The 24,489-nt window shown below is 30.5% G+C and carries 26 protein-coding genes; 24 read left to right on the top strand and 2 right to left on the bottom strand.

Features of this window, described 5'->3' with window-relative positions; genetic code table 11:
- The first annotated feature begins 298 nt into the window (after positions 1–298).
- The 19 genes from APS56_RS16905 (at position 299) to APS56_RS01210 (ending at position 17,880) form a co-directional block, all read left to right on the top strand.
- Positions 299–1,432 (top strand): tyrosine-type recombinase/integrase, encoded by a 1,134-nt coding sequence (locus APS56_RS16905; protein WP_157757588.1) that lies wholly within the window; start codon positions 299–301, stop codon positions 1,430–1,432.
- A 144-nt stretch (positions 1,433–1,576) separates the two neighbouring features.
- Positions 1,577–1,930, top strand: a complete 354-nt coding sequence (locus APS56_RS01290; protein ID WP_054724046.1) for a hypothetical protein — start codon at positions 1,577–1,579, stop codon at positions 1,928–1,930.
- A gap of 417 nt (positions 1,931–2,347) precedes the next feature.
- On the top strand, positions 2,348–2,941 hold the full coding sequence (locus APS56_RS01285; protein ID WP_054724044.1) for a hypothetical protein: 594 nt from the start codon (positions 2,348–2,350) through the stop codon (positions 2,939–2,941).
- Between the two features lie 177 nt (positions 2,942–3,118).
- The gene (locus APS56_RS01280) at positions 3,119–3,856 is read left to right on the top strand and encodes a DUF6882 domain-containing protein (RefSeq protein ID WP_236778445.1); all 738 of its coding nucleotides are present in this window, start codon (positions 3,119–3,121) and stop codon (positions 3,854–3,856) included.
- A 230-nt stretch (positions 3,857–4,086) separates the two neighbouring features.
- Positions 4,087–6,381: an nSTAND3 domain-containing NTPase gene (locus tag APS56_RS01275; RefSeq protein ID WP_054724039.1), complete on the top strand. Its 2,295-nt coding sequence runs from the start codon at positions 4,087–4,089 to the stop codon at positions 6,379–6,381.
- A 71-nt stretch (positions 6,382–6,452) separates the two neighbouring features.
- Positions 6,453–7,298, top strand: a complete 846-nt coding sequence (locus APS56_RS01270; RefSeq protein WP_054724037.1) for a hypothetical protein — start codon at positions 6,453–6,455, stop codon at positions 7,296–7,298.
- 131 nt (positions 7,299–7,429) lie between these two features.
- Positions 7,430–8,152: a hypothetical protein gene (locus tag APS56_RS01265; RefSeq protein WP_054724035.1), complete on the top strand. Its 723-nt coding sequence runs from the start codon at positions 7,430–7,432 to the stop codon at positions 8,150–8,152.
- A gap of 161 nt (positions 8,153–8,313) precedes the next feature.
- Positions 8,314–8,661 carry a hypothetical protein gene (locus tag APS56_RS01260; protein WP_054724034.1) on the top strand — a complete coding sequence of 116 codons (348 nt, stop codon included), beginning with the start codon at positions 8,314–8,316 and terminating at the stop codon, positions 8,659–8,661.
- A gap of 159 nt (positions 8,662–8,820) precedes the next feature.
- Positions 8,821–9,387, top strand: a complete 567-nt coding sequence (locus APS56_RS01255) for a hypothetical protein (protein WP_054724032.1) — start codon at positions 8,821–8,823, stop codon at positions 9,385–9,387.
- A 189-nt stretch (positions 9,388–9,576) separates the two neighbouring features.
- A complete protein-coding gene (locus tag APS56_RS01250) occupies positions 9,577–9,948 on the top strand; it encodes a transposase (RefSeq protein ID WP_038529377.1) in 372 nt (123 codons plus the stop codon).
- Entirely contained in the window at positions 9,948–10,799 is an 852-nt protein-coding gene (locus APS56_RS01245; protein WP_082379217.1) for an IS3 family transposase, read from the top strand. The genes APS56_RS01250 and APS56_RS01245 overlap by 1 nt, the downstream gene beginning before the upstream one ends.
- 60 nt (positions 10,800–10,859) lie before the next feature.
- Positions 10,860–11,816: an AbiTii domain-containing protein gene (locus APS56_RS01240; protein ID WP_054724027.1), complete on the top strand. Its 957-nt coding sequence runs from the start codon at positions 10,860–10,862 to the stop codon at positions 11,814–11,816.
- Between the two features lie 211 nt (positions 11,817–12,027).
- The gene (locus APS56_RS01235; protein ID WP_054724025.1) at positions 12,028–12,615 is read left to right on the top strand and encodes a hypothetical protein; all 588 of its coding nucleotides are present in this window, start codon (positions 12,028–12,030) and stop codon (positions 12,613–12,615) included.
- Positions 12,616–12,736: 121 nt separating this feature from the next.
- Positions 12,737–13,549, top strand: coding sequence for a metallophosphoesterase (locus APS56_RS01230; protein ID WP_054724023.1), 813 nt, complete (start codon positions 12,737–12,739; stop codon positions 13,547–13,549).
- Positions 13,550–13,735: 186 nt separating this feature from the next.
- Complete coding sequence (locus tag APS56_RS01225; RefSeq protein ID WP_038529377.1) at positions 13,736–14,107, top strand: transposase; 372 nt, start codon at positions 13,736–13,738, stop codon at positions 14,105–14,107.
- A complete protein-coding gene (locus APS56_RS16900; protein ID WP_157757697.1) occupies positions 14,107–14,799 on the top strand; it encodes an IS3 family transposase in 693 nt (230 codons plus the stop codon). The genes APS56_RS01225 and APS56_RS16900 overlap by 1 nt, the downstream gene beginning before the upstream one ends.
- The gene (locus tag APS56_RS17280) at positions 14,766–14,960 is read left to right on the top strand and encodes an integrase core domain-containing protein (protein WP_098946166.1); all 195 of its coding nucleotides are present in this window, start codon (positions 14,766–14,768) and stop codon (positions 14,958–14,960) included. Before APS56_RS16900 ends, APS56_RS17280 begins: the two co-directional genes overlap by 34 nt.
- A 578-nt stretch (positions 14,961–15,538) precedes the next feature.
- Positions 15,539–16,804, top strand: a complete 1,266-nt coding sequence (locus tag APS56_RS01215) for a DNA cytosine methyltransferase (RefSeq protein WP_054724021.1) — start codon at positions 15,539–15,541, stop codon at positions 16,802–16,804.
- Entirely contained in the window at positions 16,801–17,880 is a 1,080-nt protein-coding gene (locus APS56_RS01210) for an HpaII family restriction endonuclease (protein WP_054724019.1), read from the top strand. Before APS56_RS01215 ends, APS56_RS01210 begins: the two co-directional genes overlap by 4 nt.
- A 234-nt stretch (positions 17,881–18,114) precedes the next feature.
- Here the strand turns inward: APS56_RS01210 and APS56_RS01205 are convergent, their stop codons facing one another.
- Positions 18,115–19,083: an IS110 family RNA-guided transposase gene (locus APS56_RS01205; protein ID WP_054724017.1), complete on the bottom strand. Its 969-nt coding sequence runs from the start codon at positions 19,081–19,083 to the stop codon at positions 18,115–18,117.
- A 374-nt stretch (positions 19,084–19,457) separates the two neighbouring features.
- Between APS56_RS01205 and APS56_RS01195 the strand changes: the two genes are divergently transcribed.
- On the top strand, positions 19,458–19,802 hold the full coding sequence (locus APS56_RS01195) for a DUF3592 domain-containing protein (protein WP_157757587.1): 345 nt from the start codon (positions 19,458–19,460) through the stop codon (positions 19,800–19,802).
- A 130-nt stretch (positions 19,803–19,932) separates the two neighbouring features.
- On the opposite strand, the gene APS56_RS01190 is transcribed toward APS56_RS01195, so the two are convergent.
- Complete coding sequence (locus tag APS56_RS01190; RefSeq protein WP_054724010.1) at positions 19,933–20,901, bottom strand: IS110 family RNA-guided transposase; 969 nt, start codon at positions 20,899–20,901, stop codon at positions 19,933–19,935.
- Between the two features lie 208 nt (positions 20,902–21,109).
- On the opposite strand from APS56_RS01190, the gene APS56_RS01185 reads away from it, so the two are divergent.
- The 4 genes from APS56_RS01185 to APS56_RS01165 all read left to right on the top strand — a co-directional run bounded on the left by APS56_RS01185 (position 21,110) and on the right by APS56_RS01165 (position 24,480).
- Positions 21,110–21,301: an integrase core domain-containing protein gene (locus APS56_RS01185; protein ID WP_054724008.1), complete on the top strand. Its 192-nt coding sequence runs from the start codon at positions 21,110–21,112 to the stop codon at positions 21,299–21,301.
- Positions 21,302–21,992: 691 nt separating this feature from the next.
- Positions 21,993–22,904: a hypothetical protein gene (locus APS56_RS01180; protein WP_054724006.1), complete on the top strand. Its 912-nt coding sequence runs from the start codon at positions 21,993–21,995 to the stop codon at positions 22,902–22,904.
- Positions 22,905–23,375: 471 nt separating this feature from the next.
- Positions 23,376–23,744, top strand: a complete 369-nt coding sequence (locus APS56_RS01170; RefSeq protein ID WP_054724002.1) for a peptidase associated/transthyretin-like domain-containing protein — start codon at positions 23,376–23,378, stop codon at positions 23,742–23,744.
- Positions 23,745–23,904: 160 nt separating this feature from the next.
- On the top strand, positions 23,905–24,480 hold the full coding sequence (locus APS56_RS01165) for a GRAM domain-containing protein (protein WP_054724000.1): 576 nt from the start codon (positions 23,905–23,907) through the stop codon (positions 24,478–24,480).
- The last annotated feature ends 9 nt before the right edge of the window (positions 24,481–24,489 follow it).

The following is a 24,489-nucleotide window of genomic DNA, read 5'->3' as shown; positions in this document are numbered from 1 at the left end:
ACCCCAACATCTCCCCTCTTTATTAACAAAACCAACACTAACGACTTATAATATATCCTGCTAATTTAGCCTGAAGTATATACTCACTAACAACGAGTCTCCTAATTTGTTCTTAAAAAAAGAAAATAACCATTTTAGCTCAAATGGTTTATAATTATCAAAACAATTTGTATATCAACTCAAAAACTTACCGAAAATAGCCACAAGCAATTTAGGTTAAAAAATTTATAATCTTTAACTTAGTAAATAATAGTTGAAAATCACTAAGTAAAATTGCCGTATTTGAAAACCACTAAGTATGACTACAACCATCACTTTAGAACCCTTGTTTCATAATAAAAAATACTTTATAGCTATAAAGTTTAAATACAATGATGCAGTAAAGCAATATGTATTAGCCTATCAAAATGTAAAATGGAGCAAAACCAATAAAACCTTTTACACAATATATTATAAAGATCACATACATGAGTTATTTACCTATTTTAGGAAAGCTGGGTACTTTGTAAATTATAATGCCTTTAAATCATTTCAAGAACCTTCTATAATTAAAAATACAAAAAATGTAAATATTATTCATAAATTACCTATTCTAACAGCTGAACAATTACAAAAAACAACACATTTTAAAAAATGGTTAGAACAAAAGCGATTTAGTAAAAATACGGTAAATACATATACGGAAGTTACTTGTCTGTTTTTACGATATATGAATTTAAAAAGTATAACCGAAATTACAGCTAGAGCAATAGAACAATTTAATTATGATTTTATTTTTAAAGCCCAAAAGTCGGTTTCCTATCAAAATCAATGCATAAGCGGCATCAAACATTATATAAATTTTATTGGGATTTTGGTGGATGATTTAGATATAAAACGCCCAGATAAGGATAAAAAACTACCTAATGTTTTAAATAAAACTGAAGTAAAATTATTGCTTGATACTACCAAAAATATAAAACATAAATTGCTTTTAAGTTTAGTGTATTCGGCAGGTTTACGAATTGGCGAAGCCTTAAGCTTAACACCCAGCAATATAGATTTTGAGCGAGGACTCATTTATCTAAAATCTGGAAAAGGTAGAAAGGACCGTTACACTTTATTATCAAAAGCGCTAATTCCATTAACACAAACTTATATGAGCCATTACAATCCAAAAAAATATTTATTTGAAGGTCGAAATGGCAAACCTTACACCCAAGTAAGTGCTAGGCAAGTATTACAAAAATCACTAATAAGTGCTGGAATAAAAAAATATGCTACCCTACATACCTTACGGCACAGTTTTGCAACTCATTTATTAGAGAGCGGTACCGATATCCGGTACATACAACAACTTTTAGGACACCATAGCCCAAAAACAACTATGATTTATACCCATGTATCCACCGCTAATTTAAAAGATATTAAAAATCCTTTTGATCATTTGTAAGAAAGTATTTATATTAGCAATAACATTGGAAAGTAAAATCGATAAGAATGACTAAGAAACTAAAAAAGCATCCATATCCCGCCAGATTGGAACATTATGTATCGATAAACCATTCATATAACTAAGTTGTAGCCAATTTGAGAAATGACGAAATTCCGACTGACTTTAGTAACTGAAAACCAAAAATCACTTGAAAAAGGAAAAAAGTTTGCGGACCAAATTTGCGAAATTCTGGATTGTAATAACGGATATGAAATTTCAAAATATGAGAAATTTGTAAACTCATATCGAATAGAAATTATTGGACAAATAACGAACAAAAACTCGGTTATGGAATCAATCGAATTAACTGACCGAATTTGTTCCCCTTGGATTGTGACTTACGACCGACCCAAAAATAATGTGGAATTGATATTCAATAAATCGGACTTATCCAATTTTCGGGATAAAGAATTTAATGTGCTAAACTGGGCGCAATTTGAAATTGAAAATGAATAAAAAGAATTTAAAAATCATAAGATTATACATAATTAGTTTATTCTGTATAATCTGTTATTTCCTATTAGAGAATTCTAACATCATTTCTGAACTCGTTCAATTATCTGAAAAAGGTCGTTATGGCGGATTCCCGACATTTTTTCTAACAGGATTATTCAAATACGGATTATTAGTAATCGGAATAAGTATTATTATGATTATGAGTTTTTTATTAATCAGAGAAAGAACAAAAAAAACACTTGAATAAATAAAAACTGGCTACAACAACGGCTATAGTTCATTGCTTCTGACTTTCCTCTCGGAAAGTCCTCGCAAATTTGCTATCTTCGGTTTACGGCGGAAAATCCTCGCGGATTTTCACGCAACGAAACCATAGCCAAACACGTTGCCCACAATTAATGAAAAACCCGAACTGAATTGAAAAACCTTAACTTTGAAACGATATTAAAAGATGCGGAAAAATTTATCCTAACTGAAAACGACTCTTATATCCAAACTTATACAGAATTCATAAAATATTTTGACAAAATAAACGCTGGAGATATAAATGAACATAATTTGGTAATCGCAAGTCATTTCGTTTATGGTTGGATGCCAACAATAATCCACCTGAATTTGGAACAAAAAGACAAAGTTTTGTTTTTATTAAATGCTGTGAAAAGCGGACATATTTTGACAGTTAACGAACTGGAAATTTTAAAAAAGTCAATAAATAACTCTTTGGTTGGAGTTTCTAAACTATTGCATTTTATCAATCCGAGAGATTATGCGATTTGGGACAGTCGAATTTTTAGATATTTAACAGAAAAGAAAAGTAGTTACGGAATTGATAGACCACAACTCTATCTTGACTATCTAAACGGAATTAAAAATATTGCGAAAAATAAAGATTTCGGAAAGTTGCACGATTTGATTTCTCGAAATTTTGATTATGACATTTATCCAACAAGAGTAATTGAAATCACAATGTTTGAGACTGACCGAAATAGACAAAGCCGAATGAAAAAATAACTGTGGGCAACACCGTATATAATTTATTGCTAGTTCTAGCCTACTTACGAAAATCCTCGCGGATTTTCTATTCGGTTTTTATTTGCTAACTTTAGTGCTTAAACCACGCAACAAACCATATACAAACACGTTGTGCTTAATGCAAAAAAAATCTGAACTGAATTGATATTTAGAACTTTGAAATACAAAAAATATGCTGAAAATTCTTGTCAAAATCTGACTGAATTTCAAGATAATTTCAGAAATAAATATGACACAGATAATTATGAAAATTGGTTTTATAATCAATCGAGTGAAACATTAAGACTTTATTCTGAAAACAAAGAAATTTATTTCAAATACATCCCAATTGGAACATTTTCGCAAAATAAAAATACTTGGATGTGGTCTTGGGCAAATGAAAGTTCTGTTGAACCGAGAAAATTTCAGACTTTAAAAGTCAAAGAATTCGGAGAAAAGAAGAAATACGAAAATTTAACGAAAGAGCATTTTGAAGGAGACAATTTCACAGGTTGGGAATTAACTTCTATCGCATTTGAAATAATTGGAGGAATTGGAACTTATCGAGTTATTTCAGACAATTTAGAAAAGTATTTTTTATTAACAGAGGAAATAACAAAAGAAGAAGTTGAAAAAATAGAAAGTGAATTAATTGACTGTGGAGTTCACGGAAAATTAAGAAAAGCATTTGTTTGTCAACATTTGAATTCTAAACAAAAAACTGGATTTGAGGAAGCTTTTGAAACTTATCGTGGAATGGAATTGGACGAAGATGATGATTTCCAAGCTTGGTGTTCAGAATGCGAAAAAGAGAGACTTAAAACAGATGGTTGGGATGACGAATCTATGGAGTTTGCTAAAATAAATTTAGTTTGTGAAAAATGCTATTTTGAAATTAAGGAAATAAACGAATGACGAAAACACTAAGCACAACACCATATATAATTTATTGCTGGCTTTTTGCTTACTTACGAAAATCCTCGCGGATTTTCTTTGTCTGTAATTATTTACTAAATTAGTTGCTTAAACCACGCAACAAACCATATATAAACACGTTGGCAACAATTTAAACCTGAACCGAGAATTAAAATGAAAAGAACTAGAAAAATTATTGTTCGATAATCTGAATAAAAAATTAATAAAATATGGAATATGATTTTTCTAAACTTAATGACAGAGAATTTGAAACTTTAGGCGCTTCAATAATAGAAAAGATTTTAACTAAAAGAGTTGAAACATTTAAGTCTGGTAGAGATGGTGGAGTTGACGGTAGATTTTGGATTGGGAAAGAAAAAGAAGGTATTATTCAATGCAAACACTACATTTCAACACCATACACAACATTAATTTCTAAATTAAAATCTGAGGAATTAGCAAAAGTCAAAAAACTTAATCCAGCTAAATATATTTTTATTACTTCCAAAAAATTATCTCGTCTTAACAAGCAGGAAATAAAAAAATTATTTCATCCTTTTATAATAAGTGAAGCAGATATTTATGGATATGAGGATTTAAATTCTTTCTTATCAGAGAAGGATAATCAAGGTATCGTTGAAAGAAACTATAAATTATGGATTACTAGCACTTCTGTTTTAGACTTAATTTATAATAATGCTATAAAAGGTAGAAGCGAGAGTACCATTAGAGAAATTGAAGAAAAAGCTTATAAATATGCTATAACAGAAAATCACAGAAAAGGATTAAAAATTCTTGAAGACAACAATGTTGTTATAATGACTGGAGAACCAGGAATAGGTAAAACTACTCTTGCTGATAACCTAGCTCTTTATTACGCAGCGAAAGGATATGAGTTTTGTGATATAGAGGAAAATATTAGTGAAGCTGAAAGTATATTTAGAGAACGAGAAAAGAAGAATATTTTATTTTACTGTGACGATTTTTTAGGAAGCAATCTATACGATGCTATAAACAATAAAAGAGATTCGCATATTGTTAAATTTATCAATAGAGTTCGTAAGGATGATTCGAAAAAATTTATTCTTACGTCTCGTACGACTATTTTAAATAAGGCATTTAGTTTAAGTCATAGGTTTCAAAATGGTAACATTCGTGAAAATGAGTTTTTACTAAGAGTTGAAAACTTAACTAATGTTGATAAAGCCAAAATTTTATATAACCACATTTATCATTCAAATTTAAATGACGTATATCTAGATAAGATATATCAAGATAAGAGATATAAAGTGATTATTAGACATCGCAATTTCAACCCTCGTATAATAGAATTTGTTACTGATTCTGGAAGAGTTGGTCATATCCCACCTGAAGAATATTGGAAATACATTATCAAGAGTTTAAATAATCCTGAAGACATTTGGGCTGATTATTTTCAAAACCAAACGGATGATTGTGTTAGAGCTTTAACATTTTTGACTGTTTACAATAATGGTAAAATTTCAGAAGAAGAATTAAGACGTTCTTATAACACATTTTTAAATATTCATAACGTAAATCTTGGTGACCAAACTGATAAAAGTTTTGAAGCAGTGAGAAAATTAGCAACAAAATCACTGTTAAACAGAAATCAGATTGATGAAGATAAATTTGAATATGTTTTGTTTAATCCATCCATCGCTGATTTTGTTCTTGGGTCGTATTCGGATGACAGTAATTTAATATCTAACATTATAAAATCTTTGGAGAACGAAATCTCTATCGATTATTTACAAGCTTTATCAGGACTAGGCAAAAAAATAAATAGTTCAAATCTAAAAAGGATTCAAGAAAATTTATTCGATTTCTTCTTTGAGCGAAAATTAAATGAAGAAGATTGGGATTTTCTAATTTTACTTTCGTTTTTAGATTTTTTCAATGAAAAAACAAATAAAAGAATTGAACGCTTTCTAAATGCCTTAATAGAAGCCGATAGTCCTAATGGCAATAGATTATGGGAACTATTAATAATTCTAACAGAATTTGAACCCCAAATAGAATTTAAAGATTTTGATTTTTTACACGACTTCATAGAAGATGTTTCAGATGAGGACTCATTGAGAGAGCTTTTTAATTTTATCGATACCTATAACATAGAAGATGAGCATATTTTATTTCAGGCTCAAACTCTTATAGAAAATTACTTAGGTAGCATTGTTGACAATAATGATTTAGATGTGGACTATTCTAAGCACATAAATGAATATTACTATCCAGAAGGTTATCCTGAATATGATATTGATTTAAATGGTATTGAATCAGAAGTTCAAGAAAGTCTTGACTATTATTTAGATGGTTTCAATGAGTCTGTTTTAGAAAGAATTGATTTCGATATGACGAGATTTGTATCAAATCTGGATGTAGAAAGTATGGCGACACGATTTTTTGAAAGTTATGAACCAGACTATGAACGTGATTATGATGGAGGACATTATTCAGGTTCGTCCTACGAGGATGATATAGATGCGATTTTTGAGCGTTCTTGATTTTAGAAGGTTAATATATTATTGAATAATAAAAACAGTTGCCAACACCGTGTATAATTCATTGCTAGTACTTGCCTACTTACGAAAATCCTCGCGGATTTTCTATTCAGTTTGTATTTGCTAAATTAGTTGCTAAAACACGCAACGAAATCATACACAAACACGTTGTAAAACATTTAACCAAAATCGTGAATAGAGACTATCATCTATCATTCTGCAAAGTATGCACTAACAGAAAAAGGAATTTAGAAAACGGAATTATTTGTTCTTTAACTAACAAAATTGCTGATTTTCAAGATAACTGTCCATCTTATGATTTTGACACATTGGAATTTCAGAATTATAAAAAGCGATTCCAAGATGAAATAAGTGACAAATACACAACTAAAGATATGGAAAAACTTATTGGTGTCACCTCTTTTGAAAAACCTGAATTTTCAAGGTTTTCAAAGTATAACTCAATTGAAAAAACTCAAAATCTAGTTTTTAAGTATAATGGATTTTATGGAACAATTGGAATTATTACAATTTTATTAATTATTGTAGGTCTGATTTTAACAAGTAACAATGATGTTTTCTATCTTACAGGAGAAAATATTATTCTACTCATTTTTATGCTAATTTTATTATCTATCTGTGTTTTCAAATTAGTGGAATTTTCTTCAAAAAAGAAATTGAAAATAACTATAAATCCAAATGGAATTGAATATCAAAATAACAATTTAAGTTGGAACAGCATTTTTGATTTTGGCGTATTGCAAATTAATAACAATAATACTGACGCGAGCATAATACTAATAGGAACAATTACAAAAGGTAATGTAAAAATTGATTTGACCGATTTTAATGTAAGTTCAGAAGAATTTTATAATATAATTGAACTGAATACAAAAAACGTTTTACAACACCGTGTATAATTAATTGCTTTTTAAGTGCCTACATGCGAAAATTCCTGCGGAATTTTCTCTGGTTCGTAAATGTTTGTTAACTTAGTTGCTTAAACCACGCAACTAACCATACACAAACACGTTGGCATTAATTTGAGCGAATGAACTTTTTAAGAAAAATTAGAGACATATTTGAAAGAAAAGTTTTTTTAAATGAATTCTACAATGACGTTCAAAATTTAGATGAAGTTTTACTTGAAAAACGAATTGAAATTTTAAAAGAAATTGCAAATCCTAAATTTGCTGAAATCGGACTAAAAAATTGGAATGGAAAATATTTATGGTTTAGTGATTTTAATAAAGAAGGAATTAAGCACGTAGTTGAATATAATGTTTTGAAAGGATTTGCTGGAGCATTAACTTTTGGAAATTGTTTTTTAAATGTTCCAACGCTTTCTGGAAAAAAATTAATAAACCATAGAACTGAAAAATCTACTAAAATCATTTATTTAAAAAAAACTGAAAGTTGGCAGAAAAGTATTGAAACCCAAAGACACTTGAATCCAGATAAAATTAGCACCATCAATGAGAAAAAATTTAGAGAAACTTTAGAAAAAGTCTTGAATAAAAACTTAATCAAAATTGAGAATTGGTTTAAAGAAAATAACACAATTGAAAAGAATATTCGCTCTCTGAAAAAAGATGCTGAAAATCCACCTTTTGAAATCGGAACAAGAATAATCTCGTTTGAATATATATTAGCATTTTTAAATAAAGAAAAATCTGAATTTAAAGAGTCTGAATTTTGGTTGAATAAACATTTCAAGAAAGGAATAAACTCTGAATTAGAAATTGAAATATTGACAAATAAAATAAAAAACTAATGCCAACAACATATATAATTTATTGCTGGCTTTTTGTTCACTTACGAAAATCCTCGCGGATTTTCTTTGTCTGTAATTATTTACTAAATTAGTTGCTTAAACCACGCAACAAACCATATATAAACACGTTAGCAAACATTTGAACTTACTCATAATCTGAAATGAAAAAAGGAAATAAAATCGTTCGTACAAAAACAATACATGGTTCTGAAAATAAACCTAATGAAATGTACTACGAAATTAACTTTATGACATTTTCAGAATATGTTTATAAATCAAATCCAGAATATAAATATATAAATCATAAATTTGAACTATATCCTTATAAATGGTATGACATTCGTTGGATTTATCAAATACCTGCATATTATTTACTATTACTCCTTAACAAGTATCTAAAAAATGCTATCCAAATAAATAACAGAAACCATAATATAGCATCTACAATTACTGTGATTTCTGAAATATGTGTTTTAATAAAATCAATCATAACTATATTTAATAATTGATTTAAAAAAACGATTTGCTAACAATATGTAAAAACCATTGCTTCGGACATTTCCTTCGGAAAGTCCTCGTTCACTCCTAACCTTGTTTCTTTTTTCTTTCATTTTTTCATAAATTTACGCAACGGATTCTTACACGAAGCCGTTGTGCACAAGCTGAAAATGAAAAATCCATTAAAAATATTACTTCTGATTTTAACTTTAGTTTCTTGTAAAAACAAAACAGAATCTAAATCGGAATTGAATAAGGTAACGGCTGAATTGACTGAAGAAATTCCTCAAATGGAATTACAGCAAACCAACTCAATTTCGGAACAGTGGAATTTTATGGTTTTTGACAAAGGAGGATGTTTAGGAGGAACACAATATGTCACAGAAAAAAAGAGAGAAATTCCTACTATGGTTTTTAGCGAAACGGAATGGAAAAAATTTGCGAAAAATGACAAAACGGAATTGACTGAATTTCTTATCTCTAAACTTTCTGACACAACGAAAACTAAAGTGCATACTTGCCCATTTTTTGGAGCAACGAATGGAGAAATGGCTGTTTATTCACTTCAGCATATTCACAATATAAATTGGCTTGAATTTTCGGAATTTGAAGAATATAAAGACAGAAAATATGGAAATGCAACTGACCAACCGCAGATGTGGTTACAGAATATATTAAAAGACGAAACAGAACGGAATAAGTTAGCGGAATTGTACCGAAACGAACTGAAAAAATAAAAGCCAGTGCACAACACCGTGTATAATTAATTGCTTTTTATGTGCTTACTTGCGAAAATTCCTGCGGAATTTTCTCGGGTTCGTAAAAGTTTGCTAATTTAGTTGCTTAACCACGCAACTAACCATACACAAACACGTTGCAAACCATTTTGACCCGTCCTGAATATAGGCTACATAATTTTAAACATTATGTACAAAAATGACAAAGTAATCAGACGGTATTCAGAACCTTTCAAACTGAAAATTTTAGCCGAACTTACAACCGGTAAACATACAAAGAGCGAACTTTGTAAACTCTACTCCATTGCTCCTACAACGGTCAATGAGTGGATTAAAAAGTACAATCGTAAAGATCTAATGAACACCAGAGTAAAAGTGGAAACAAAAGACGAAATATCTAGAATTAAAGCACTTCAAAAAGAGATTGAACAGCTTAAAAAACTACTGATTAAAAAGGATTTAGATACTTTGGTTTTAGATTCATACCTTGAGGTAGCTGCCGAAGACTTAGGCTATAAATCTGTAGCTGAACTAAAAAAAAAGCTAAGTATAAAGCCTTAATTAAAGCTAAAGAGAAATCTAAGGGATTTACATCTTTAACAACTATAACGCGTTGTTTTGGTCTTAAACGTGATGCGTATTATAAATACAAATCTAGAGCTGATAAGCGGTTAATACAGGAACAACAAATTATAAAAATAGTCAGTAGAAAACGTAAATCCCTTCCTAGAGAAGGCGTTAGAAAACTCATTAAATCGTTAGACAATGAGTTTTACAAAGCCAATATTAAAGTCGGCAGAGACTCTTTATTTAGCGTACTTAGAAAGTATAATATGCTCACACTAAGAAAGAAAACCAGTGCCAGAACTACAAACTCTTATCATCGCTTTTATAAATACAATAACCTGATAAAAGATAGAAAAATTACAAGGCCAAATCAGGTGTGGGTAAGCGATATTACCTACATAAGAACCATTAAAGGATTTTGTTACTTAGCACTAATAACAGATATGTATTCTAGGAAAATTGTCGGTTATGATCTAAGTGATAGCCTGGAACTAAAAGGATGTGTTAGAGCTCTAAACAAAGCTCTGTACCAAACAAAGAGCACTAAAGATTTAATACATCATTCAGACAGAGGCATACAGTATTGCAGTAATGTATACACACAAGTTCTTAAAAGAAATAAGATAGATATTAGTATGACGGAAGAAAACCATTGTTACGAAAATGCCATGGCAGAGCGTGTGAACGGCATATTAAAAGATGAATTTTACCTCGACCAAACCTTTGATAACGTGGATCACGCGAAAAGAGCTACAAAAAATGCAATTAATTTATACAACCAAATAAGATTACATTTATCTTTAGACTATAAAACACCGAATATGGTATATAAATTATCAGCTTAAAAACAATTTTAACCTGTAGCCATATTTCAGGACAAGACATTTGAAAAAAAACTTTAGTGAATGATTAAAACAATAGTAAACGAATTAATGGATAAGGATAAGTCCTTGGTTAATCCATTACTAAAAGCCAAAGTTTTAGCAAGCCGAATTGGAAATAAACCTTTAGCTGATTGGGTTGAAAATGAACTGAATGGTTATGAGAAAGAGAAAACACCTAAATACCGAATTGTAAATGCAAACGCCACTTGTGATATTTATGTAAACGGAGTTCCTTACAAACAGAAAACACCTTTTCCTATTTTATTTCTTCCCAGCGATGAGATGCGAGAATTTTTTATGAAGTTGCAGTTAAGTGATGGAATTGAATCCATTGAGAATTATTTTGTAGATGGGAATGACACAATCTACAAACCTTTAGGAGTTGATTTTGAGAACATCATCACTAAAGCAATGAGAGAAAATAATTTTTTCGGTAAAATTCACAATTTGAGTATTACAACTTATAAAACAGAAGTAATACGAGCTGTTTCAGCTATAAGAAATAAGTTCTTGAATTTAATGTTAGAATTAGAAATGGAATTTCCAGAAGTTGATGACATTAGCAATGAATCAAAAGAAATTAAAGAAAACATAAGCAATAAAATCACAATAATTATGGCAGAAAATAATTACACAACTGGCGATGGAAGTAACATTGTTAGCGGAAACAATAATCAAACGAATTTTTCTTCTGGCGATAATAATACTCAAACTATCAGTATTGAAAATCAACAAGAAGTTAAAGACGTTATTACTCAAATTAAAGGATTACTCGAATCAAACGAATTTGACGAAAAGGATGATGCGAAATTAGAGGTTCAAAGAGTAGAAAATCAATTAGCGAAAGAAAGTCCGAAAACTTCTGTTATTAAACAATCTTTAGGTACGTTGAAAGACATTTTTACGAGTGTTTCCGCAAATATTATTTCTGGTCCTGTGATAGAATCTATAACACAAGTTTTAGGTAGCATCGGATAAAAAACAAGGCATAACACCGTATAAAAATAATAGGGCAATTAGTGCTTAATTCAATGACTTGGACACTATTGCGAAGTCGCCAAATTTTTAAATTTGGCTTATTGAGAAAAAAAGATAATAAGAAAAATTTAAAAATTCGGCTTGTATTTAACCGAATGGTTCGTGCGTTTTTCCGCCCTACTATTCTTATACAATTCCGTTGCCAACAATTATGACGAACATCATTTTTCATAGTCCAAAATTTGTATTTAAGGGAGTTTCAATCCCTGAATTTGATGTAAAATCTGGAAAACTCATAAGATTGTGCTTGCCAAATTTTGATTCTAAAGGAAATAGTTTAGTTCATAGTTTCCGAAATGAACTAATGAATCACTTTGAGAAAAAAATTCCTAAAATAAAACTGTCAAAAGAATATTCAGAAAGTGGAATTCGGAAATTTATGAAATCACTTACTGTTGAGAATTATATAACGGAAAAACTAAATGTTGTCGGAACTAAATCGAAAATTGTTGCTGAATATTTAGAATTGGATTCTAAAGAGAAATTGAATAATCTGACAATCGGAAAAAGTAAAGCATTAGCTATTAAATGCGATTTTGAAAAATATGATACTCTGATATTTGATTATTACGGAGTAAGTGCAAACGAATTTGACTATTTGGAACGAATTGTTGATGCGGAAATAAAAAAAGGAAAATGTGGAATCGTAATTGACCGACTTGAATTTAACCAGAACGATGAAATAAATAAAAATATTGAACGAATAAAAATAACTATTGGCAACAACGTGTATAATTAATGGCTGGTTCTCGCCTACTTACGAAAATCCTCGCGGATTTTCTATTCAGTTATTATTTACTAAATTAGTTGCTTAAACACGCCACTAATCATACACAATACCGTTGCCAGTAATTTAAGAAATGACGAACTTAAACAGAAGAAAATTTATAAAAAGAGGAATTTTAGCCTCAATTGGATTAGTTCTTTTAGACTCACTTTGGTTTGAGAAATATGTAATTGACTGGAATTACTTTGACATCTCAAAATCGGAAAAAAACAAAATAAAAATCATTCAAATTTCGGATTTGCATTTTGACCAATTAAGATATTTTCATAAATCTATTGCGAAAAAAATAAATTCAATTAAACCTGATTTAATATTTATAACTGGAGATTCTGTTGACAAAACTGAAAAAATAGATTCGCTGAATGAATTTTTGCAATTAATAGATAATTCTATCAAAAAGTATGCGATTACAGGAAATTGGGAGTATTGGGGGAAAGTCGATTTGACAAAACTTAAAAATACTTATTCAAAAAATAATTGCGAATTATTAATAAACGAGAACAGAACTATTTCAATTAAAAATCGTGAAATCTCAATAATCGGAATTGACGATTTAGTTGGTGGAAATGCTAATTTCGGAAAAGCAGTTGAGAATCTAAAACAAACCGAAACCAATATCGTTTTATCACATTGTCCAGAACACAGAGATATAATTACAAAACAAAAAGGGAATTTAAATATTGATTTAGTACTTTCTGGTCATACTCACGGAGGACAGATTACATTTTTAGGAATCATTCCTTTTAAACCTCAGGGAAGTGGAAAGTATTTAAAAGGTTGGTATAAAGACTCGGAACCGAAAATGTATATATCAAAAGGAATTGGAACAAGTATTTTACCAATCCGATTTGGAGCAAGAGCGGAAATGGTAGAAATGGAAATATAAAAACTACTGGCAACACCGTGTATAATTAATTGCTTGGTCACTGCCGACTTACGAAAATTCCGCTGGAATTTTCTATCTGTGATTTGTTTGCTAAATTAGTTGTTTAAACACGCAACTAACCATACACAATCACGTTGTAAAACATTTTGACCCGTCCTGAATATAGGCTACATAATTTTAAACATTATGTACAAAAATGACAAAGTAATCAGACGGTATTCAGAACCTTTCAAACTGAAAATTTTAGCCGAACTTACAACCGGTAAACATACAAAGAGCGAACTTTGTAAACTCTACTCCATTGCTCCTACAACGGTCAATGAGTGGATTAAAAAGTACAATCGTAAAGATCTAATGAACACCAGAGTAAAAGTGGAAACAAAAGACGAAATATCTAGAATTAAAGCACTTCAAAAAGAGATTGAACAGCTTAAAAAACTACTGATTAAAAAGGATTTAGATACTTTGGTTTTAGATTCATACCTTGAGGTAGCTGCCGAAGACTTAGGCTATAAATCTGTAGCTGAACTAAAAAAAAAGCTAAGTATAAAGCCTTAATTAAAGCTAAAGAGAAATCTAAGGGATTTACATCTTTAACAACTATAACGCGTTGTTTTGGTCTTAAACGTGATGCGTATTATAAATACAAATCTAGAGCTGATAAGCGGTTAATACAGGAACAACAAATTATAAAAATAGTCAGTAGAAAACGTAAATCCCTTCCTAGAGAAGGCGTTAGAAAACTCATTAAATCGTTAGACAATGAGTTTTACAAAGCCAATATTAAAGTCGGCAGAGACTCTTTATTTAGCGTACTTAGAAAGTATAATATGCTCACACTAAGAAAGAAAACCAGTGCCAGAACTACAAACTCTTATCATCGCTTTTATAAATACAATAACCTGATAAAAGATAGAAAAATTACAAGGCCAAATCAGGTGTGGGTAAGCGATATTACCTACATAAGAACCATTAAAGGATTTTGTTACTTAGCACTAATAACAGATATGTATTCTAGGAAAATTGTCGGTTATGATCTAAGTGATAGCCTGGAACTAAAAGGATGTGTTAGAGCTCTAAACAAAGCTCTGTACCAAACAAAGAGCACTAAAGATTTAATACATCATTCAGACAGAGGCATACAGTATTGCAGTAATGTATACACACAAGTTCTTAAAAGAAATAAGATAGATATTAGTATGACGGAAGAAAACCATTGTTACGAAAATGCCATGGCAGAGAGCGTGTAAACGGCATATTAAAAGATGAATTTTATCTCGACCAGACCTTTGATAACGTGGATCACGCGAAAAGAGCTACAAAAAATGCAATTAATTTATACAACCAAATAAGATTACATTTATCTTTAGACTATAAAACACCGAATATGGTATATAAATTATCAGCTTAAAAACAATTTTAACCTGTAGCCATATTTCAGGACAAGACATGTACTCACTCCTACTAAAAAGTAAAAATCTCTCTATTTTCAATCGTTTAAAATTTGTTTAAAAAGTGCTTAAATAAACTCTAAAAAAGCACTCAACGGATTTACTCACTCAAACGACTTCGGAACATAGCAAGACGCAACTGTTGCGGTGGACTGACCTTCTGGACGGAATCGAAACGCTAAAATTCGGACTATTGCAAAACGCAAACATAACGGTGGATTAACCTTACTTTCGGGTAAAGTATTCTCTCTAAAAAAATAACTCTAAAAACAAAATAAAAAACACTGTACACAACAATACCTATAATTCATTGCTGCGGATTTTTCCTGCGGAAAAATCCGGCGTTTTTACTATCTTCGTGATACGGCGGAAAGAATCCTGCGGATTTTTCCGCAACGAAATCATAGCCGAAACCGTTGTAAGCAAGCGGAATCCAGCCGCACAAAAGCAAAGAGTGCTATCGCACACATTGCTTTCTTCCCAACGCTGAATGAGAAATTTTTCATAACTTGCAACTGTAATAATCAAACAAACGAAAGTGCTTCTAAAAGAAAAAATATCGATTGAAAATTTTGAAGATAAAAAATTCAAAATCAGACTTATAGAATCAAAAAAAGATACTGAAGCTGCTTTTACACACTATTTGCACAATCACAGAAATGGGGTTTCTCAATTCTATAAACCTGATGCAATAGAACACGTTAAAACCTTATTTGAATACAAGTTTCCTGAAGAAAATATATCAACTTTAGCTGCCGAAGAGGCTCTTCAATATTTAATATTTCAACAAGAAAACATTCCTTTTCCAGCACCTAAAAACCCTGAATTTAAGTTTATTGACTTATTTGCTGGAATTGGAGGATTTAGATTGGCATTTCAAAATCTAAAAGGTAAATGTGTTTTTACAAGCGAATGGGATAAATATTCAAAACAAACTTACAGAGCTAATTTTGGAGAAGTTCCTTTTGGAGATATTACAAAAAAAGAAACTAAAAATTACATTCCAGACGGATTTGATGTTTTGTGTGCTGGATTTCCTTGTCAAGCATTTTCAATTGCAGGAAAACGTGGAGGATTTGAAGACACAAGAGGGACATTGTTTTTTGATGTAGCTGAAATCATAAAAAAGAAGAAACCAAAAGCAATTTTTCTAGAAAATGTAAAAGGTTTAAGAAGCCACGACAAAGGAAAAACTTTAGCAACAATTTTAAATGTTTTACGAGAGGATTTGGGATATTTTGTTCCAGAACCACAAATAGTGAACGCCAAAGAATTTGGAGTTCCACAAAATAGGGAGCGAATTTTTATTGTTGGCTTTAGAAAAGATTTAGGAATTACAGAATTTGAATACCCGAAACCAATAAAGAAAAAAGTAACATTGGAAAATATTTTAGAAACCGAAACGGTTTCTGTAAAATATTATTTATCTGAAACTTATGTAAATACTTTACGAAACCATAAAGCTAGACACGAAAGTAAAGGAAATGGATTTGGTTATGAAATTATTCCTAACAACGGAACTGCAAACGCTGTTGTTTGTGGCGGAATGGGAAGAGAAAGAAATTTAGTTTATGATTTTAGATTAAAGGATTTCACACCAGTTACAAATATTCGAGGAGAAGTAAACCGAGAAGGAATTCGTAAAATGACACCTAGAGAATGGGCAAGGTTACAAGGGTTTCCAGACAATTATAAAATTGTAGTTTCTGATGCTCAAGCATATAAACAATTTGGAAATTCAGTTGCAGTTCCAGCAATTCAAGCAACTGCAAAAAAAATTATAGAAAAAATTAAAACTTTATGATTACAGGAAATAAAGGCGAATGGAGTGAAATTTACACGCTATTCAAATTACTTGGAGACAAACAATTATTTCTTGGAAATAAAGACATTGAAAAACTAGAAGGAATAGTTTATCCCATTTTACGAGTTTTAAGGACTGAAAATAATGGAGATTTTGAATATTCTATTCAAGATGAAATTATTCTTATTTCTGGCGGAGAAGAAATTTTAAAAATTGCAATTTCAGAATTTAAAGAAAAAGCAAAATTCTTACTTGAAAAAATTAAATCGAGTAAGGAAAGAACTTTTTCTGTTCCCGAGATTGAGGAATTTATGAAATCTATTAATTGTCTTTCTTTAAAAGCAAGTTCAACTGCGAAAACTGATATTACGATTGTTGTTCACGACCAAAGAACGAATCAACAACCAACTTTAGGGTTTAGTATCAAATCACAATTAGGAAGTCCTTCTACCCTACTGAACGCTGGAAAAACGACAAACTTTATTTTCAAAATTTCTAACACAAAATTAAGTGAATCGGATGTTGAAAAAGTAAATTCGATTGATTCAAGAAGTAAAATAATGGATAGAATTAATTCAGTTTTACAATCAAACGGACAATTTGGTTTTGTGAAAACTGAAAGGCAAATATTCTCGAACAATTTAATTCTTATTGACAGTAAACTGCCAGAAATTTTATCTCAAATTGTTTATGAATTTTATTCTAGTGACAAATCAAGCATTGTAGATTTAGTTGATAAAACAACTTTAAAAAATCCTTTAGGATTTGATATTTCTAACGAACATAAGTTTTACGAATACAAAATTAAACGATTTTTAACAGACATAGCTTTAGGAATGATGCCTTCAAAAGTTTGGACTGGGGAATATGATGCTACTGGTGGTTATTTGATTGTAAAGGAAAATGGAGATGTTTTGTGTTATCATATTTACAACAGAAATGAATTTGAAAATTACTTATTCAATAACACGAAATTAGATACAGCAAGTTCAAACAGACACGATTTTGGAACGATATACAAAGAAAACGGAGAACTATATTTTAAACTGAATTTACAAATCAGATTTATCAAATAAACCAACGCAAGTTCAAGCACATTTATTTTTCCCCAACATTTTTCCCCAATGCTAAAAAAAAATAAAAGAGCTTAAACGCCAACGCTAGCAAGTTTGCGGAATGAAACGCCAGCTTACAACAAAGAACTGAGGTAAAAAACAAGTCATTTCTTCAAAAATATTAGACACTATTATATTGGGCTTACAAATTCAAGTAGTTGATTTTGTAAGCTTTTTTTTATTCTATTTTTTTAATTACTTAAGCAATACAGAAACGTAAGTTTCATCATACGCTCTGCCTGATTTCGCAATTGCAAAGCATTGTTTAATCAGCTTATTAGCTACAGCTATTAATGCCACTTTCTTGCTCTTTCCTTTGTTTACTATACGCTCATAAAGTTCCCGACACGCTTTATTATGCTTACAGGCATTAAACGAACATAGAAATAATAGATTACGTAGTTTCCTATTACCGACTTTACTTATCCGTGATCTACCTTTAACACTACTGCCAGACTCCCTTATGGTAGGTGTAATTCCAACGTAACTACATAACTGTGCTGCGTGTTCAAACTTTGAAAAACCATCGGTTATAACAATTAAAAACAATGCTGTTTTCTGACCTATGCCAGGAACAGTTCTAAGCAATGTTAGTTGTTCTTGCTGCTCTTGTTTGATTAATGATAGAAGTTTCAATTCGATAGCAGAAATCTCTTTGTCTAGATGCTTTTTATTACGTTTTAATGAACGGTACACATACCTTGATGGTATGCCCAAAGTCTCTTCCCCGTGTAGCTTGTTCTTGGTTGCTGTACGGTGTTTTAGATAAACATCTAACAATCTAAATAGCTGTAAACATTCACTCTGTACATCTGTGAGCGCATTGTATATGGGTACTGCATTGATTAAGGCATAATCACATATCGATTTAGCATCGCTCTTATCTGTCTTTACTTTGGCTAATTTCATTTGAATAAAACGCTTAATGGATAAAGGATTTACCACAGAAACTACTATTTTATTTTTGTACAAAAACTGAGCAAGCCGATAATGATAATAACCTGTTGCTTCCATAACCACTAAGGCTGTATCTGGTAATTCTTTTAGAAACTTAACGAATCCTGATTCATCATTTTTGTACTGATTATGACCCGAAAGGGTACCATAAACATCAAATACATCTTTGCTGATGTCAACTCCAAAAGTTTCTTTATATTTATTCATAAGAAATGATTTATGAAAGAACTAACTACTGGATTCACAACAACTTGAAATCGAGATCTATAGTCTCACAGAACTGATCGTGATTTAGTAGTAAAAGAGAGAGGATTATCAATGTTGTCGAAGTCTAAAGCTTCACCGTATATATTAACCTTAATTCTCTCTTTTGTTCTTTCTGATTTATATCTAATTTAATAGATTTCAAACTTAAGACGTATATAAAAAATAGCGGTTTAAGTGCTTTAACAAAAATGAATTTTATAAATTTAAAGTCAGTTATAATCCGAAAAATTAGTGCGTAAAATCCGCTACTTTTCATATACAAAACCGTTGTAAGCAATTTGAAAATAACCATATTTAGACAAAAAAATAACAAATTGAATAGAAAAAATAAAAGTGGAAAAAAACCATTTCTGATTCTCACTCTGATTTGTTTATGTGTTTTGACTTACGGAATTTATAATCATTATTCTAAAAAAAATGAACTTGAAAAAGTTCCTGAAACTACAATCGGAACAATTGATAAAAAATACAGTATAATAAGTCGAGGTTATTACATAAACTATAATTATGAAGTTGACGGACAAAAATATAGCGGAACCGAAAAACTGAATAAAACTGAATTGGAAAAAGTAAATGTCGGAGATAAATTCAAAGTCACCTACTCTGAAAACAATCCTAAATACAGTGAAATATCATTTGAAAATCGAGTTAAAAAATAAAAAGCTGCTTACAACAAAGAACTGAGGTAAAAAACAAGTCATTTCTTCAAAAATATTAGACACTATTATATTGGGCTTACAAATTCAAGTAGTTGATTTTGTAAGCTTTTTTTTATTCTATTTTTTTTAATTACTTAAGCAATACAGAAACGTAAGTTTCATCATACGCTGTGCCTGATTTCGCAATTGCAAAGCATTGTTTAATCAGCTTATTAGCTACAGCTATTAATGCCACTTTCTTGCTCTTTCCTTTGTTTACTATACGCTCATAAAGTTCCCGACACGCTTTATTATGCTTACAGGCATTAAACGAACATAGAAATAATAGATTACGTAGTTTCCTATTACCGACTTTACTTATCCGTGATCTACCTTTAACACTACTGCCAGACTCCCTTATGGTAGGTGTAATTCCAACGTAACTACATAACTGTGCTGCGTGTTCAAACTTTGAAAAACCATCGGTTATAACAATTAAAAACAATGCTGTTTTCTGACCTATGCCAGGAACAGTTCTAAGCAATGTTAGTTGTTCTTGCTGCTCTTGTTTGATTAATGATAGAAGTTTCAATTCGATAGCAGAAATCTCTTTGTCTAGATGCTTTTTATTACGTTTTAATGAACGGTACACATACCTTGATGGTATGCCCAAAGTCTCTTCCCCGTGTAGCTTGTTCTTGGTTGCTGTACGGTGTTTTAGATAAACATCTAACAATCTAAATAGCTGTAAACATTCACTCTGTACATCTGTGAGCGCATTGTATATGGGTACTGCATTGATTAAGGCATAATCACATATCGATTTAGCATCGCTCTTATCTGTCTTTACTTTGGCTAATTTCATTTGAATAAAACGCTTAATGGATAAAGGATTTACCACAGAAACTACTATTTTATTTTTGTACAAAAACTGAGCAAGCCGATAATGATAATAACCTGTTGCTTCCATAACCACTAAGGCTGTATCTGGTAATTCTTTTAGAAACTTAACGAATCCTGATTCATCATTTTTGTACTGATTATGACCCGAAAGGGTACCATAAACATCAAATACATCTTTGCTGATGTCAACTCCAAAAGTTTCTTTATATTTATTCATAAGAAATGATTTATGAAAGAACTAACTACTGGATTCACAACAACTTGAAATCGAGATCTATAGTCTCACAGAACTGATCGTGATTTAGTAGTAAAAGAGAGAGGATTATCAATGTTGTCGAAGTCTAAAGCTTCACCGTATATATTAACCTTAATTCTCTCTTTTGTTCTTTCTGATTTATATCTAATTTAATAGATTTCAAACTTCAATGGTATGGCAGTTACAGCATAGCCGTGTGAACGGCATATTAAAAGATGAATTTTACCTCGACCAAACCTTTGATAACGTGGATCACGCGAAAAGAGCTACAAAAAATGCAATTAATTTATACAACCAAATAAGATTACATTTATCTTTAGACTATAAAACACCGAATATGGTATATAAATTATCAGCTTAAAAACAATTTTAACCTGTAGCCATATTTCAGGACAAGACATTTTGTCGCCAACAAACATTTTTTTCAAATTTAAACATTAAAACTACCAACGTTGGATGGTTTACTCGGATGATTAATGCAGCCTGAAAAGTATTACGGAGTAAACTCAATTTGATTAAAGAAACCAAGATAATTTAGATTTTAAAAAATTAAAGAAAGGAAACCAATAAACAACTCACTCTACTCTGCTTTAATTTTAAAAGGAACTAAGATAATTTTAGATTAAAAAGATTAATATAAGGAATCCAAATTAAATAACTCTTCTCTATTTTGAGAATTAAAACAACTAAGATAAATCTAGATTAAATAGATTGATAAAGGAAACCAAGTTTGAAAAGCTAACGTTTATCGTTACGGTTGAACTACACGCAGGAAAACTAATCTAAACTAATCTGGATTCGTAAAACGGAGTAATACGCTAAAACTCTTGCGAGAATTAAAGTTCCAAAATGAATTTAAAGGAAAATTTCAACACTTGAAATCTGCCTAAATAAAAAAAAACTATAGGTAACAACGTGTATAATTAATTGCTAGGTTCTTCCCTACTTGCGAAAATTCCTGCGGAATTTTCACGGGTTCGTAAATGTTTGTTAACTTAGTTGCCTAACCACGCAACTAACCATACACAAACACGTTACCCACAATTTAAGAGATGACGAAATACATCATAATTTTACTTTTAATTATAACTTCTTGCAAAGGAAAATCCGAGAAAATAAATCGGACTGAAAGACCAAAACCTGAAATTATTAAGACAGCCGAATTTGAATTGATAAAAGCCGAAAATCAAAGAGGATTATTGATTTTATTCCCTTGTTTTCCTTGTGATGCGGAGAACACATTGTCTGAATTTAAAATTACGGAAATAAGTGTAAAAAATGACTTTTCAGTTTTAGCAATGAACTTAAACCAAAAATTATTTTTAAGCCAAAAAGAAAAACAAGAATTAACGGAACAATTAACAAGAATAGTTAAGGAAAAAAACTTATCCGAAGAGAACATCTTTATAGGCGGATTCTCAAGTGGTGGAAATGTAAGTCTATTAATTAGTGATTATCTTGTAAAGAATGAAAGTCAAATTCAACCGAAAGGAGTTTTTATAGTGGATTCACCTATTGACCTTCTTGGACTTTATGGAACTGCCGAAAAGAATTTAAAACTTAACTTTTCAGAATCATCTATCCAAGAATCTACTTGGATTAAGAATATGTTTGATAAAGAATTTGGAAATCCATCAAATGGAATTAATACTTACGAACAGAATTCGCCTTATACATTTAAAACGGAAAATATTGACAATCTAAAAGGATTGGAAAAATTAAAAATTAGGTTTTATACAGAACCTGATTTAAAATGGTGGAAAGAATACGCAAAAAATGAATATGAAGATTTAAATGCTTTTTACATTCAAAAATTATCAGACAAATTAAAAATCGAATTTGGAGAAAACAATGTTGAATTAATAAACACCGAAAATCGAGGTTATCGAGCAAATGGAGAAAGGCATCCACATTCTTGGGCGATAGTAAATGAAAAAGATTTAATAAATTGGATGTTGAAATAAAAAACTGTGGGTAACACCGTGTATAATTCATTGCTAGTACTCGCCTACTTACGAAAATCCTCGCGGATTTTCTATTCGGTTTGTATTTGCTAAATTAATTGCTTAACCACGCAACTAACCATACACAAACACGTTACCCAACATTTGACCAAACATTGAACATAACACTTCGAAATATAAATTGGACTAAAAAAAGTGGAATTCTAATTATTGGAATTTGCCTAACTGGACTTTTTATCAAATATGCAGTTGAACCTTTTAGAGGGAGTTGGATTTACAATTATGGAAATTGGCTATTCCTAATTTTGTTTTATGGTGGAATTTTCTGGTCGTTGATAAACACAATACTTTTGATTTCTAAACATAAATCTGAATTAAAAAAAAATCTGATTTGGATTTTTTTAAGTGCAATTCCATTTTTGTATATCGGAATAATGATGACAATTGCAATGACTAAAACATACTGACCGAATGAAATATAAAAGGCTAATTTTTGGAATGTTGATTTCTTTCGTGCTAATTTCTTGTGATTGTTGGGTAATTGTTAACGGAAAGGTTATCGACTCTAACACAAAAGAACCGATTGAAAAAGCATTCCTTGAATTTACGAACATAAGATGTACAGAATTAGTAAGAGCAACAGCTCAAAATGTTGAAACAAATTGTGTTTTTGCAACAGATTCGACAGGCATTTTTTTTATGAATTCTGACAGTTATGGATTTTGTCCCGATAATCCAGTAAAAATCAAAATAAGAAAAGTTGGATTTAAAACTGTGGAATTGGAATTAAATCAAGGGCATTCAATTGATGACTTAATAGTTAAATTAGAAAAAGAATAAAAACGTCGGGTAACACCGTGTATAATTAATTGCTTTGGCGAGTGCTTACTTGGAAAATTCCTTCGGAATTTTCTCGCGTTCGTTTTTGTTTACTAAATTAGTTGCTTAAACACGCAACTAACCATACACCAAACGTTGTACTGCATTTAAGACAAACATTATGGAAATAGGAAATAAGATGATTAAAATTAGTTGGAAGTACCGAATAATATTTGCAATCGGAACTGCAATTCTTTACACTTTTTTACTCTGGACTTTTGATTATTTCTCTGACGAAAAACTTTATTCAATTAACAGCTTGATTTTTCAAGGAGTGTTCTTCGGAATTTTTTTCGGAATTGGATTTCCTTACGTGAATGAAAAATTTGCTGGAAAGTTCTCGAAAAAAATGGGAATGCAAATTAAACCAGAACTTGAATTAAATGAAGAAATCGAGATTGAAGGACCCGCAAACTTATTTCGCGGAATTGAAGGCGTTGGCGGAAAAATTTTCTTGACAAATAAAAAAGTGATTTTCAAATCGCATAAAATAAATATTCAAAAAGGACAAACGGATATCGAATATTCGACAATAAAAGAAATTGTTAAGAGGAAAACCGCAAAACTAATTGACAACGGAATTAGAATAATAACTGACGATGGAAAAGAGTTCGATTTTGTTGTCAATGAAAGAGATTTGTGGTTCGACAAAATAACAGTACGATGGAATAAAAAAACGCAGTACAACAATGTATAACCGCAATTA

The organism is Pseudalgibacter alginicilyticus (assembly GCF_001310225.1).
GTDB classification, from domain to species: Bacteria; Bacteroidota; Bacteroidia; order Flavobacteriales; family Flavobacteriaceae; genus Pseudalgibacter; species Pseudalgibacter alginicilyticus.
Note: the sequence above shows the minus strand (reverse complement) of the source record. Positions and strands in the feature narration are given on the sequence as shown.